Origin of the sequence: Kitasatospora sp. MBT66, from assembly GCF_000710405.2 — a bacterium.
In the GTDB taxonomy this organism is placed as follows: domain Bacteria; phylum Actinomycetota; class Actinomycetes; order Streptomycetales; family Streptomycetaceae; genus Kitasatospora; species Kitasatospora purpeofusca.
The window spans coordinates 553793-566632 of sequence record NZ_JAIY01000010.1 but is presented as its reverse complement, the minus strand read 5'-3'; the positions used below and the strand labels follow the sequence as shown (position 1 = coordinate 566632).

The following is a 12840-nucleotide window of genomic DNA, read 5'->3' as shown; positions in this document are numbered from 1 at the left end:
CCGGGGCCGGCGGCGGGTTCCGCTCAGGACCGTTGTACTTGGAGTTCGTGCAGGTCGGGTACGGGGTGCGGCCCGACCAGCAGCCCGGCCGGCGCCACCCGGGGCGGCGCCTCGGCGGTCTCCGGCCGGAGTGCCGCGGCGGGTTGCTGCTGCGGCGGCGGGTTGGGGAGCTGGGCGTCCTGGGCGCAGTACGGGTGGCCGGAACAGCCGCTGTTGCGGTGCGGCGGGTCGCCGTCGACCGAGCACCAGGTCCAGTGCCGGTGGCTCTCCGCGCGGAGGCGGTCGGCGAGGGTCTGCGGCGTGGTGGCCGGACCGGTGGCGGCGGTGCCGAGGAGGTACGGGGGTGCGTCGGCCCGGGGAACGGCGCCGAGTCCGGTCGGCGGCCCCACCGGGGGGTCGGCCGGAACGGTCACCGGGGAGCCGGATCGCTCGGCCGTGGCCGCCTTGGCGTGCGCCGCGCACGGCAGCGCCGTCAGCAGCCCGACCAGCAGCAGGATCCACAGCACGCCCACCGGGCGGACCGCGAGAGCGGCCCTCCCCGGCCGGGGTGTGCTGGGGGCCGACGCGGTCATGCGCACATTTAATCAGCCGAACGGGTGAAGCGAGCCCCCTCCCCGGTTCTCATTTTCGGGCGCGGAGCCGCCTGAATACCCCGGAAACGCCCTGGTCCGGGCGGTTCGGTCGACTGCGGGAGGAACGGAAGCGAAACGGGCGCCGAACGCGGTGATCGGTATCGGCCGATGTGTGCGTGGTTGTCGCCGAAACCCGGACAGCGTCGTTGCACTTGGGGACAATGACGTCGAGCCCGCCCGGGGGCGGCGTCAGAAGCAGCGAGCGACGAGCAGCAGTGACCAGGAGCCGCCAGATGACCGAACAGGGTGCACCCGCGCAGCAGCAGCTCCGGCCGGACGACGGCTGGTGGGACACGGTCTACGCGGGACCGGCCGGCACCCTCCCCGACACCCCGGACGCCGGACCGGGGGAGGGCAGTGTCGACGACTGGTTCGAGACGGCGGCGGGACTCATCGGGCAGCAGCGGGGCGGGGACGGGGAGGCTGCGGCGGCAGGGGACTCCGGGGAGGCCGGGGCAGCCGGGGAGCCCGAGCCGGTGCGGGCCGACCAGAAGGTGCTGGAACGGGACAGCATCGACGACTGGTTCGACACCGCCGTCGGCGTGATCGCTCCGCAGCACCCGGCGGACGAGGCTCCGGGCGCCGACGACACCCGCCGCTTCCCCGCTCCCGCCTGGGCGGACGCGGGACCCGCGGCCCTGGCCGAGCTGCCGGAGGCCGTGGAGGTGGCCGTGGACGCAGAACCGGCGCCCCGGGTGCCCGAGCCCCGGGCCAAGCCGGATTCCGTGCCCGAGCCTGCCCCGGAGCCGGTTGAGCCGTTGGCCGAGGTAGCCGCTGCTCCCGAGCCTGCTCCTGAACCCGAGCCTGCTCCTGAACCCGAGCCTGCTCCTGAGCCCGAAGCTCCCGTTCCCGCGCCCGAAGCCTCCGCGCCCGAAGCCTCCGCGCCCGAACCCGCGCCCGCGCCGCCCGCCCCCCGGCCCGACCCCCGCCCCGGGGGGGCCGCGTCTGCGCCCGCCGTGCCGCACGTCGGCGAACGCCCGCCCACGTACGGCCCCGAACCGACCGCCGTCCCCGAGGCGGACCCCGGCGCGCTGGGCGGCATCGTCGCCGACACCGTGCTGGAGGGCGCCCAGTACGCCGCCACCACCCTGCGGGCGGTCTCCGTCCGCGGCGACTCCGCCCGCTACCGCGGCGAACCCCGGCGGGACTCGCTGCTGGTCACCCGGTTCGGCGAGGGCGCGGACGGGCTGCTGCTCGCGGTGCTCGGCGGGTTCGACCACTCAGGTCCGGCCGCCGACCTGGTCGCCACCGCGAGTGCCGAGGCCTGCCGCCAGCTCGCGGCCGCGGTCGGCCGCAGCCGCGAGGGACTCGCCGCGGACCTGCGCGACGGCGCCCGCGACCGCCTCCGCTACGGCCTCCAGCGGCTCGCGCTCAGCGCCGTCGCCCCGCTCCGCGCACTCAGCCCGGTCGGCACATCGGACGGTGCTGAGGACCGGGCGGCGGCCGAGGCGGAGGAGGAGCCGTCCCCCGCCTCGCTGCACTGCCTGCTGGCCTCGCTGGACCCGGAGGCCGGGTACCGGGCGGCGTTCGGGGTCGGCCCGGGCGGGCTGTACCTGCTGCGCTCCGGCCACTGGATCGACGCGTACGCGGCCCGGCTGCTGCACCACCCCGACGGCCAGCCGCCGGTGCCGGAGTCCCCGGTGCCGGGCCCGCGCCCGTTCCGCTTCCGGATGGTCCCGGCGACCCCGGGGGACATCCTGCTGCTCTGTACCCCGGGGCTGGCCCGCCCGGTCGCGGACGAGCCCGCCGTCGCGCACTTCCTGGCCTCGCATTGGGCGCACCCGCACCCGCCGGGCACCGTGGACTTCCTCCGCCAGGTCCAGGTCCGCGCCAAGGGCTACACCGACGACCGGACCGCCGCCGCGATCTGGACCGAGTAGCCGGACCCGGTCCGCTCAGGCGGGTGCGGCGGCCAGCAGGGTGCCGCAGGCGGACCCGGCGAGGTGGAGCGCGCGGCTCCGGCGTGCTCCGGTGAGGCCGAGGGCGATCGGGACGGCGAGGCCGTCCAGCAGGGCGCGGATCTGGACGGCGCGTTCGGTGGCGTCGCCGGGGCCGAAGCGGCCGACGGCGGTGCCCTCCTCGATCAGGGCGACCAGGTCGGCCTGCCAGGGGCCCTCGATCTCCAGCTGTCCCTGCCGCAGCTCCTCGCTGGCGGGGGAGCGGCCCCACACCTCGACCCAGAGGATCCAGCGCGGGTCCCCGGGGCCCTCCGGCAGGTACAGCGCGGTGTACTCGTCCAGCCGCCCCCGGACGTCGCGGGCGCCGTCGGCGAGCATCTCCCGGCGGCGGGCGCCGAGCTGCTCCTCGCTCCAGCGGAGGGTCTCCAGCAGCAGCTGGTCCTTGCTGCCGAAGTAGTAGAGCAGGTGGCCCGCACTCATCTGGAGCTTCTTGCCGAGGCCGGCCATGGTGAGGCCGGCCAGCCCGTGCTCGGCGATCGCGGCGCGGGCGGTGGCGAAGACCTCCTCGCGCGGGCGGGCCGGTCGGCGCGGGCGGGCGTCGGCCATCGGTGCTGCTCCTCCGGGGTTCAAGGTGCCTTCACGATACCCACCGTGCCCGGCGGGCCACGGAGCGGGAGCCCGGCCGGTTCGACCTCCCAGTCGTCCGGGTACGTACCAGTCGGGTGTTCCCCGATCCGAGGAGGTGGCCCGATGGTCGCACTGGTCCTCCTGTTCGCCGGTTTCGCCGCCCTGGTGGCCGGTCTGGCGGTGTTCTTGCACCGGCGCCGCGGCGGCCCGACCGAGAACGTCGACGGGCTGCTCGCCGAGCAGGAGCGCCTCGCCCAGCTGCGGGCCCTGCGCTCCTCCTACAGCTCCATCGCGATGCACAGTACCCACGGCCGCACCACCGACGACCTGGGCAGGTACCACCGGTAGGGCCGGGCCCCACCGGTGGTACGGCCCGGCCGGATCAGGCCTTCGGCTGCTGCTGGGTGATGCAGTGGATGCCGCCGCCGTTGGCGAAGATCTCGCGGGCGTCGACCAGTTCGACCGTGCGGCCGGGGTAGGCCTCGGCGAGGATCGCGGCGGCCTCCTGGTCGCGCGGGTCGTCGAAGGCGCACAGCACCACGGCGCCGTTGGCGACGTAGTGGTTGATGTAGGAGTAGTCGACCGGCTCGCCGTCCTCGTCCAGCAGGACGGTCGGGGCGGGGAGTTCGACGACCTCCAGCGCGCGGCCCCGGGCGTCGGTGGAGGCCCGCAGGATCGCCACCAGCTCCTGGCACACCGCGTGGTCGGGGTGCGCCGGGTCCGGCTGGACGTGGGCGACGACGACGCCGGGGCGGACGAAGGAGGCGACGATGTCGATGTGGCCGCGGGTGCCGAACTCGTCGTAGTCGCGGGTAAGTCCGCGCGGCAGCCAGATCGCCTTGGTGGTGCCGAGGAAGGCGTGCAGCTCGGCCTCGACCTCCTCGCGGGTCCAGTCGGAGTTCCGGCCCTCGCCGAGCTGGACGGTGTCGGTGACGAGCACGGTGCCCTCGCCGTCGACGTGGATGCCGCCGCCCTCGTTGATCAGCCGGGAGGCGAAGCGGCGGACGCCGGTCAGCTCGGTGATGTGCTCGGCGATGTGCTGGTCCTTGTCCCAGCGGGCCCAGCCCTGGGCGCCCCAGCCGTTGAAGATCCAGTCGGTGGCGGCCAGCCCGCCCTCGCCGTCGATCAGGAAGGACGGGCCGATGTCGCGCATCCAGGCGTCGTCCAGCGGGCGCTCGACGATCTCGACCTGCTCGGAGACGTACTTGCGGGCCTCCGCGGTCTCACCGGTGTTGACCACCAGGGTGACCGGCTCGTACCGGACGATCGTGTTGGCGACGGCGGCCCAGGCCTCGCGGCCGGTGTGCAGGTTCTCCGGGGTGTCGAAGGTCGGGTTGCTGGTGGGGAAGGCCATCCAGGTCCGGTCGTGCGGGTGCCACTCGGCGGGCATCCGGTAGCCGAGCGAGGCGGGGGCGGGGGTGGTCATCGCGAGGTCCTTCGGTGAAGCGGGTGAGTGGTACGGGGGAGTAGTGGTCGGGGGTGCGGGTCAGAGGAAGTAGAGGCGGCTGAGCGAGACGCTGTCGGCCGGTTCGGAGCGCAGCGGGTCGCCGTCGAGCGAGACCAGGCCGGTCTCTGTGACCTCGACCTGTCCGGTCCGGGCGTTGCGCACCATGTCGCGCGGGCCGATGCCGCGGGTGTTGCGGACGCCGACGCGGCGGCGCCGGGTGGGCAGGCCGTCGGCGGCGCGGTCCAGGTAGGCGCCGTCGGCGGCCGCCCGGGCCACGAAGGCGACCGAGAGGTCGGCGGCGGTGGCACCGTGGGCACCGAACTGCGGTCCCAGCACGAGGGGTTCGCAGCGGTCGGTGGAGGCGTTGGGGTCGCCGACCACGCCGTAGGCGGGGAAGCCGGCCTTGAGGACCAGCTGCGGCTTGGCGCCGAAGTGGTCGGGGCGCCAGAGCACGATGTCGGCGAGCTTGCCGGTCTCGATCGAGCCGACCTCGTGGGAGAGGCCGTGGGCGACGGCCGGGTTGATGGTGAGCTTGGCGATGTAGCGCAGCACCCGCTGGTTGTCGTCCTCGGGGCCGTCGCCCTCCATCGGGCCGAGTTCGGCCTTCATCTTCCCGGCCAGGGCGAAGGTGCGGCGCACGGTCTCGCCGGCCCGGCCCATGCCCTGGGCGTCGGAGGAGGTGATGCCGATGACGCCCAGGTCGTGCAGGACGTCCTCGGCGCCCATGGTGCCGGCCCGGATCCGGTCGCGGGCCATCGCGGCGTCGCCGGGCAGGTCGGTCTTGAGGTCGTGGGCGGAGACGATCATGCCGAAGTGCTCGCCCAGGGCGTCCCGGCCGAAGGGCAGGGTGGGGTTGGTGGAGGAGCCGATGACGTTCGGCACGCCCGCCATCTTCAGCACATTGGGGACGTGGCCGCCGCCGCAGCCCTCGATGTGGAAGGCGTGGACGGTCCGGCCGTCGAGCACCCTGAGGGTGTCCTCGACGGACAGGCACTCGTTGAGGCCGTCGGTGTGCAGGGCGACCTGGACGTCGTACTCCTCGGCCACCCGCAGCGCGGTGTCCAGCGCGCGGGTGTGCGCGCCCATGTCCTCGTGCACCTTGAAGCCGGACGCGCCGCCCTCGGCGAGGGCCTCGATCAGCGGGGCCTCGTCGGAGGAGGAGCCGCGGGCGAGGAAGCCGATGTTGACCGGCCAGGCGTCGAAGGCGTTGAAGGCGTGCCGCAGCGCCCAGGGCGAGTTGACGCCGACGCCCCAGACCGGGCCGAACTCCTGGCCGATGATCGTGGTGACGCCGGAGGCGAGCGAGGCCTCCATGATCCGCGGCGAGAGCAGGTGGACGTGGGTGTCGATGGCGCCGGCGGTGGCGATCAGGCCCTCGCCGGAGACGATCGTGGTGCCGGTGCCGACCACGACGTCCACGCCGTCCAGGGTGTCGGGGTTCCCGGCCCGGCCGATCGAGGCGATCCGGCCGCCGACGAGGCCGATCGAGGTCTTGCGGACGCCCTGGACCGCGTCGATCACCAGCACGTTGCTGATCACCACGTCGCAGGTGTCGCGGACGGCGGCGGGCTTGAGGTGCAGGCCGTCGCGGGCGGTCTTGCCGAATCCGGCCAGGAACTCGTCGCCGGGCCGCTGGGAGTCCGACTCGACCCGGACGACAAGACCGGAGTCGCCGAGGCGGACCCGGTCGCCGGCGCGCGGGCCGTGCACGGAGATGTAGTCGTGCGGGGTGATGGACGTCATGACTCCACCTCCGCGTCGTCGAAGCCGGTCAGGTAGCCGGTGGCGCGGGCCTTCGCGAGGGCGGACTCCTTGGCGCCCGGGGCGTCGAGCGGGCCGTCGACCAGCCCGGCGAAGCCGATCGCGACCCGTGCGCCGCCGATCGGCACCAGGCCGACCTCGACGGTGCTGCCCGGGTCGAAGCGCACCGAGGAGCCGGCCGGGACGGCGAGGTGGGTGCCGTAGGCGGCGGCGCGGTCGAAGGCCAGCCGGGGGTTGGCCTCGAAGAAGTGGAAGTGCGAGGTGACGGAGATCGGGACGCCGGAGGTGTTGTGGACGGGGAGGACGACGGTCTCCTCGACCGGGTCGTAGCCGGCGCCGTCACCGGGCAGGGCGCCGCCGGGGGCGTCCTCGCCGAGCGAGCCGGCGCCGCGGAACGGGTCGTCGACCACGGCCAGGCGGGTTCCGTCGTCGAAGACCGCCTCGACCTGGACCACGGTGACCACGTCCGGCACGCCGGGCAGCACGTCGTCGGCGGTGAGCACGGAGCGGCCCGCCTCGACGGCCTCGGCGAGGCGCCGGCCGTCGCGGGCGGCCTCGCAGACGGCGTCGGCGATGAGCGCGGTCGCCTCGGGGATGTTGAGCCGCACGCCTCGGGCGCGGCGGGCGCGGGCCAGCTCGGCTGCCGTGAAGATCAGCAGCCGGTCCCGCTCGGTGGGGGTCAGTCGCACGGTTCCTCGCTCGCGGTCGCCAGGAGAGGGTGAGGGCTTTTAGAACGGCGTTCAAACACCTCCGGCCATTGAACCCGGAGCCGTCCGCCCTGTCCAGCCTTGCTGCTCGCGCGCCTTTCGGCACACGGGACGCGTCCGGTCGCCCCCGGGGCGGGCGGCCCGCGCGGCCGGGGCCGGGGGCTCGCGCCGTGCCAGGTCGGGGGCCCGCGCCGGTCCCCGAACGCCCTCCGGGGCCCGGAAGCCGCCCGTACGCTTCGCAAACCTGTCCGGCGGGGGCGGCTGGATCACGCGAACCGCCTCGTGCCCCTTTCACCCCAGGTGATCGCCCGCGCACTGTTCCAAATGCCGAAAGGTGGGCATGACGAAGATTGGTCAGTACCAAAGGGGCCGACCGACCGGCGGGGGCCCGGATCGGCGGCCCGGAGCGAGGGTGGGGGCAGGGGTGATGGACGGTCAGTCGCGATTCCCGCGGCAGCGTACGAGTTCGGGGGGCGCCTTCCGGATCACCGGAACCGGCCAGGGCGCTCCGGCGGTCACAGCAAGCGCGGCAGGCGTCGCCCGGCCGGGCGTACCGGCGCCGGGGTGCGCGCTGAACCGCCGGCTCCACCTGGCACTGGAGGCCGCCGACATGGTCGCCGTCGGCGCGGTCCGCCACCGGCTGCGCGCCGCGCTCGGCCACTGGGGCGTGCCCGAGCTGGCCGACACGGCCGAGCTGCTCACCTCCGAGCTGGTCACCAACGCGCTGCAGCACACCGGCCGGGGAGCGGTCTTCGACGCGGTGCTCACCGGCGACCAGCGGCTGCGGATCGAGGTCCAGGACGGCGAAGCCGGACTCCCCGGCCGCCGGCGCGACCCGGACGCGGAGTACGCCACCTCCGGCCGGGGGCTGATGCTGGTCGAGGCGCTCGCCGACTCCTGGGGCGTGCAGCTGCGCGGCGACGGCAAGGTCACCTGGTTCGAACTCGCCACCGCCGAACTCTGAGTTCCCGGCCCACCGTTTGTCGCACGAGCACTGTTCGTCACCGAACGATGCCCGTAGGTGAAGGCGATCGGCAAGATTTCCGGCCCGTTGCCATTGCCGCTCGGCCGAACATTGGCCAGGATGGTGGGAATGTGTGCCCACGAGCGAGAAGCGGCGGGAAACTCCTACCGTCTCGACCGATGACCGCCCGTCGGCGCGCGACCGTCGAGCACCACCCATCACACCGCCACGCGGCCCGTCCGGACGGTCGGCGCGGTCCGCCACGGCAGCGGCAGGAGCAGCATGCCCACAGAGCCCGAGTCACCGGGGCCGGCCCTCCCGTCCGGTCCACCCACGACCGGCTCCGGACGAGCCAGGCCCCCCGCGCAGGCGGCCCGGCGGCACGCGCTGCGCACCGCTCCCGGCCTCGCCGCCGGCCGGCTCGCGCCGATGCTCTCCGGCGGCCTGCCGCTCTCCCCGGGCGACTCCACGCCGGACTGGCTGGAGCCGGCGATGGCGGCCAACGGCATCGGCTCCTTCGACTGGGACATCCGCCGCGACATCCTCGAGGGTGACCAGCGGGCCTGCACCATCGTCGGCCTGGACTCCGCCGAGAAGGGCCGCTTCGACCGCACCTCCGCCTCCTTCCTGTCGCTGCTCCACCCCGAGGACGCCCCCGTGGTGCGCCGCCGGGTCGAGCGCGCCGTCGCCGAGCTCGGCCAGTGCGGCGCCTACTACCGGACGGTCGGCCCGCACGGCACCACCCGCGCCGTCCGCTTCCGCGGCCGGGTCCTCGCCGACGCCTTCGGCCGGGCCTCCCGGATGGTCGGCTTCGTCTGGGACGCCACCGTCGAGCTGCACAAACGCGACCGCGCCGACCGGATGGCCCTGCTGCGCGAGGAGCGCTCCCGCTTCATCAAGGAGGCCGCCCGGGCGCTCTCGGAGGCGGTCACCGTGCGCGACGTGGCCCGGGTCTTCACCGAGCTGCCGCTGCCCGGCCTGCCGCCGGACGGCCTCGTGCTGGCCTCCTTCGAGGCCGGCCGGGTGCAGATCCTCGGCGCCTCCGGCTACCGGCCCGAGGAGCTGGCCGGGTACGACCGCTCGGTGCTGCCGCCGAGCCACCCCGCCGCCGAGGCGCTGCGGGGCCGCGCCCCGGTGTTCTGCGCCAGCCGCGAGGAGTACCGCGAGCGCTACCCGGACGTCTGGGAGCAGGCCCGCCGCACCAGCCGCAGCTCCTGGGCGTTCCTGCCGCTGGTCGCCAGCGGCCGGGCGATCGGCGTCTGCGTGGTCAGCTTCGACGACGACCGCCAGCTGGACGCCGACGAGCGCACCCTGCTCTCCACCCTCGGCGGCCTGGTCGCCCAGTCCCTGGCCAGGGCCCGGCTGCACGACGCCGAGCACGAGCTGGCGGCCGGCCTGCAGCGGGTGATGCTGCCGCGCACCGTGCCGTCCGTACCCGGGGTCACCACCGCCGTCCGCTACCTCGCGGCCGGCTCCGGGCTCCAGATCGGCGGCGACTGGTACGACGTGGTGCCGCTGCCCGGCGGGCACGTCGGCCTGGTGATCGGCGACGTCCAGGGCCACGACGTGCACGCCGCCGGGATCATGGGCCAGCTGCGGATCGCCCTGCGCGCCTACGCCGCCGAGGGCCACCCGCCCGCCGCCGTGATGGCCCGGGCCTCCCGCTTCCTCGCCGACCTGGACACCGACCACTTCGCCACCTGCACCTACGCCGAGGTGAACGTCGACTACGGCGTCGTGTACGCGGTGCGGGCCGGCCACCTCGACCCGGTGGTGCGGCGCGCCGACGGCACCGCGAGCACCGTGCCGGTGGCCGGCGGCCTCCCGCTCGGCATCGCCCCCGACGAGGAGTACCGGGTCACCCGGTTCAGCCTGGACCCGGGCGAGACGGTGCTGCTCTGTACCGACGGCCTGGTCGAGGCCCGCGGGATGGACCTCGACGAGGGCATCGCGCGACTCACCTCGGTGCTGGCCGAGCCGCTCGCGGACGCCGCCCGGACCGGCCGCGACCCGCTGGAGGAGCTGGCCGACCGGATCGCCTCGCAGGCCGCCGACGACAGCGAGCGCGAGGACGACATAGCGCTGCTGGTGCTGCGCTGGGACGGCCCCGAGGGCGGGCTGGCCGCCCAGCAGCTGCGCCGCCGGATCGGGCAGGCCGACCTGGCCCGGATCGCCGAGGTCCGGGCGGAGCTGCGGGACGCGCTGCGCCGCTGGGGCGTCGCCGAGCTGATCGACACCGCCGAGCTGCTCTCCTCCGAGCTGGTCACCAACGCGATCCGGCACACCGACCGGGACGCGATGTTCACCGCCCGGCTCTACCGGGAGCCGGCCGCGGACGGCGGCCGGGCCCGGCTCCGGGTCGAGGTGGAGGACGAGTCGGACCTCTGGCCGACCCGCCGCACGCCGGGGGAGCAGGCCTCCTCCGGGCGCGGGCTGATGCTGGTCGAGGCGCTGGCCGACGGGTGGGGCGTGGAGCCCCGGGGGTCGGGCAAGCGGATGTGGTTCGAGCTCACGGTGGCGACGGCGGAGTGACGCCCGGGGTGTGACGTCCAGGTGTGACGTCGGGGGTGTGACGTCGGGGGTGTGACGTCGGGGCGGGCGGCCCCCGGGGTGTGGTGCCCGGGGGCCCTGCGACGGCCTCGGTGCCGGCCTCGGCCTCGTGTCAGCCTCGGCCCCGGCCTCAGCCGAACTGCTGCTCGAGGTCCTTCAGCTTGCGTTCCAGCGAGTCCAGCCGGGGCAGTGCCACGGTGTCGTCGTCGGGCGTGAGGTCGATGGTGCGCCGTTCGGGACGGGCCGGCAGGCCCGCCTGTGCGACCGCTCCCTCCACGGCCTCGGCCCGTCCCGGTGGCTCGACCGCGGGCCGGTCGGGGCCGCCGGGACCGCCCGTGCCGCCCGTTATGGCGGACTCCGGGCCGGGCTCCAGCTGCCGGGACGACGCCCCGGACCCGCCGCCGCGCGGGCGCCAGACGCTGTGGGTGCGGTTGATGGCCCTGATCTCGGCCCGCTCGCGGCGCCCCGCGAGTTTGCGGCGCTCCTTCTCCCTGGCGTTCTCGCGCTTGTCCTCGCGGACCTCGTCGACCGCCTCCTCCAGGCTCCGCACGCCCTCCAGCAGCATCAGCGACCAGGCCGCGTAGGTCTCGCGCGGGGCGCGCAGCCAGCGGACGATCCGGATCTGCGGCAGCGGACGGGGGACCAGGCCCTGTTCGCGCAGCGCGGCCCGGCGGGTCTGCTTGAGGGCCCGGTCGAACAGCACGGCGGCCGAGAGGGACATCCCCGCGAAGAACTGCGGCGCGCCGGCGTGGCCGAAACCGCGCGGGGCGTGCACCCAGTTGAACCAGGCCGAGGCACCGGCGAACAGCCAGACCAGCAGCCGGGAGCCGAGCGCGGCGTCGCCGTGGCTGGCCTCGCGCACGGCGAGCACGGAGCAGAACATCGCCGCCCCGTCCAGGCCGAACGGCACCAGGTACTCCCAGCCGCCGGACAGGTTGAGGTTCTGCACCCCGAACCCGACCAGGCCGTGGAAGGAGAGCGCGGCGGCGACGGCCGCGCAGCAGAACAGCAGGGTGTACGAGGCCCCGCCGTACAGGGACTCCTTGCGGCGGCGCCGTTCCTCGGAACGCTCCCAGGAATCGGCGGCGGTCCCGCCGCCGGATCCCCGGCTCCGGGCCAGGGCCACCAGGAGCGCGCTGACCAGCAGCGCGGCAACGCCGGTGACGGCCCAACCGAGCGGTATGTCGGACAATTTCATCGCCTGGACCAGCCTCGCTTTCCTGCGTCGCAAATTCCTGCGTCGTGATGGCGGGGACCATCATGACGGATGCTCGGCCGGAGAATGGCTGATTCGCTGTCAATGCGCTGACGAGAGGGATTTCTGGCGAGGGATAAGTCGCATTGTCATATTGATTTCAACGGGGAATTCCCGTGTTTCCGGGGGTCGCGGCCCGGCCGGGCCCCGCACCGTCGTCCGCCTCCGTCAACCCCGCGTGACCCGGGGACAGCCGGCGCACATCGCCTCGGCCCGGGCGGTGTAGACGAGGCAGCAGCTGGCCCGGCACCGGTCGGAGCGTTCGCTGCCGCCGGACGCGGGGGCGGTGAAGCCGGCGCCCGGCGTGAAGGGCGCGCACTCCGGCGCCGGGCGGGCAGCCCGTGGCTCCGTCGGTCCGGACGCCCCGGACACGCCGGGCGCGAACAGTGCGGCGAGCTCCGTCCGGGCGCGCTCCTCCTCGCCGAGCAGGCCCCCGGCGTACCAGAGGCCCTCGACCACCGCGTCGGTGGCCATCGCCCACAGGGTGCGCGGGCCGCGCCGCACCTCGGGGCGGAAGGCGTCCAGCACCGGGGTGAGGAAGTCCGCCAGCGCCGAGCGGAGCCCGGCGGCCAGGGCCGCCTCGTCGGGCACCGTGCGGGCACTCGGCGGGGGTGGCGCGGTCGTTGTGCTCGGGGCCGCCGGGTCGTCCGGCAGGCAGAGGAAGGCGCCCGGGCGGACCGTCAGTTCGCCGGTGCGGCGGCGGAGCGCGATGTCGCCGGGCGCGAGCAGCGGCACCCGGCGCTCCAGGAACCACGGCAGGGTGAACAGCAGCGCGACCGGCCAGACGAACCGGTGCAGCCCGATGCCCGCCGCCACGTCGGGGCGCAGCGGCCGCCCGTAACGGGCCAGGCCCTGCCGGGCGTCGTGCGAGATCAGCTCGCGCAGCGCCGCCGGCCGGGCCACCAGGTCGGCCCCCGCGAGCCAGCCCCGGCCGCTGCGGGGCGGGGCGCAGCGCACCCGGAGGGCGGGGAGCACCTGGCCGAGCCGCCGGTACGCGGC

Annotated in this window: 11 protein-coding genes; 4 read left to right on the top strand and 7 right to left on the bottom strand. The window is 75.1% G+C overall.

Annotation, left to right across the window (positions count from 1 at the left end):
• Positions 1–23: 23 nt before the first annotated feature.
• A complete protein-coding gene (locus BI06_RS27195; protein WP_149030491.1) occupies positions 24–572 on the bottom strand; it encodes a hypothetical protein in 549 nt (182 codons plus the stop codon).
• 293 nt (positions 573–865) lie between these two features.
• Between BI06_RS27195 and BI06_RS27190 the strand changes: the two genes are divergently transcribed.
• Positions 866–2512 (top strand): protein phosphatase 2C domain-containing protein, encoded by a 1647-nt coding sequence (locus tag BI06_RS27190; RefSeq protein WP_051741948.1) that lies wholly within the window; start codon positions 866–868, stop codon positions 2510–2512.
• Positions 2513–2527: 15 nt separating this feature from the next.
• Here BI06_RS27190 and BI06_RS27185 read toward each other — a convergent pair whose 3' ends face one another.
• Entirely contained in the window at positions 2528–3136 is a 609-nt protein-coding gene (locus BI06_RS27185; RefSeq protein ID WP_051741946.1) for a TetR/AcrR family transcriptional regulator, read from the bottom strand.
• A 144-nt stretch (positions 3137–3280) separates the two neighbouring features.
• On the opposite strand from BI06_RS27185, the gene BI06_RS27180 reads away from it, so the two are divergent.
• Positions 3281–3505, top strand: a complete 225-nt coding sequence (locus tag BI06_RS27180) for a hypothetical protein (RefSeq protein ID WP_043472242.1) — start codon at positions 3281–3283, stop codon at positions 3503–3505.
• Between the two features lie 34 nt (positions 3506–3539).
• Here BI06_RS27180 and BI06_RS27175 read toward each other — a convergent pair whose 3' ends face one another.
• Genes BI06_RS27175 through BI06_RS27165 form a run of 3 tightly spaced genes read right to left on the bottom strand, consistent with a single transcriptional unit; the run spans position 3540 to position 7054 of the window.
• A complete protein-coding gene (locus BI06_RS27175; protein ID WP_030391274.1) occupies positions 3540–4583 on the bottom strand; it encodes an agmatine/peptidylarginine deiminase in 1044 nt (347 codons plus the stop codon).
• A 60-nt stretch (positions 4584–4643) separates the two neighbouring features.
• On the bottom strand, positions 4644–6347 hold the full coding sequence (locus BI06_RS27170; RefSeq protein WP_043472240.1) for an urease subunit alpha: 1704 nt from the start codon (positions 6345–6347) through the stop codon (positions 4644–4646).
• Positions 6344–7054: an urease subunit gamma gene (locus tag BI06_RS27165; RefSeq protein WP_043472238.1), complete on the bottom strand. Its 711-nt coding sequence runs from the start codon at positions 7052–7054 to the stop codon at positions 6344–6346. Before BI06_RS27165 ends, BI06_RS27170 begins: the two co-directional genes overlap by 4 nt.
• Before the next feature lie 628 nt (positions 7055–7682).
• On the opposite strand from BI06_RS27165, the gene BI06_RS27160 reads away from it, so the two are divergent.
• Both BI06_RS27160 and BI06_RS27155 read left to right on the top strand, forming a co-directional pair.
• Entirely contained in the window at positions 7683–8036 is a 354-nt protein-coding gene (locus BI06_RS27160) for an ATP-binding protein (RefSeq protein WP_030391272.1), read from the top strand.
• 282 nt (positions 8037–8318) lie between these two features.
• Positions 8319–10568, top strand: coding sequence for a SpoIIE family protein phosphatase (locus BI06_RS27155; RefSeq protein ID WP_051741945.1), 2250 nt, complete (start codon positions 8319–8321; stop codon positions 10566–10568).
• Between the two features lie 148 nt (positions 10569–10716).
• Here the strand turns inward: BI06_RS27155 and BI06_RS27150 are convergent, their stop codons facing one another.
• The gene (locus BI06_RS27150) at positions 10717–11784 is read right to left on the bottom strand and encodes a DUF2637 domain-containing protein (protein WP_030391270.1); all 1068 of its coding nucleotides are present in this window, start codon (positions 11782–11784) and stop codon (positions 10717–10719) included.
• Between the two features lie 225 nt (positions 11785–12009).
• A partial coding sequence (locus BI06_RS27145) for a (2Fe-2S)-binding protein (protein WP_051741944.1) occupies positions 12010–12840 on the bottom strand: 831 nt, incomplete at its 5' end.

Excerpts from the sequence above, each read along its gene's own strand:
- BI06_RS27195 (WP_149030491.1), bottom strand. The coding sequence starts at position 572 with ATGACCGCGTCGGCCCCCAGCACACCCCGGCCGGGGAGGGCCGCTCTC.
- BI06_RS27190 (WP_051741948.1), top strand. The coding sequence starts at position 866 with ATGACCGAACAGGGTGCACCCGCGCAGCAGCAGCTCCGGCCGGACGAC.
- BI06_RS27185 (WP_051741946.1), bottom strand. The coding sequence starts at position 3,136 with ATGGCCGACGCCCGCCCGCGCCGACCGGCCCGCCCGCGCGAGGAGGTC.
- BI06_RS27180 (WP_043472242.1), top strand. The coding sequence starts at position 3,281 with ATGGTCGCACTGGTCCTCCTGTTCGCCGGTTTCGCCGCCCTGGTGGCC.
- BI06_RS27175 (WP_030391274.1), bottom strand. The coding sequence starts at position 4,583 with ATGACCACCCCCGCCCCCGCCTCGCTCGGCTACCGGATGCCCGCCGAG.
- BI06_RS27170 (WP_043472240.1), bottom strand. The coding sequence starts at position 6,347 with ATGACGTCCATCACCCCGCACGACTACATCTCCGTGCACGGCCCGCGC.
- BI06_RS27160 (WP_030391272.1), top strand. The coding sequence starts at position 7,683 with ATGGTCGCCGTCGGCGCGGTCCGCCACCGGCTGCGCGCCGCGCTCGGC.
- BI06_RS27155 (WP_051741945.1), top strand. The coding sequence starts at position 8,319 with ATGCCCACAGAGCCCGAGTCACCGGGGCCGGCCCTCCCGTCCGGTCCA.
- BI06_RS27150 (WP_030391270.1), bottom strand. The coding sequence starts at position 11,784 with ATGAAATTGTCCGACATACCGCTCGGTTGGGCCGTCACCGGCGTTGCC.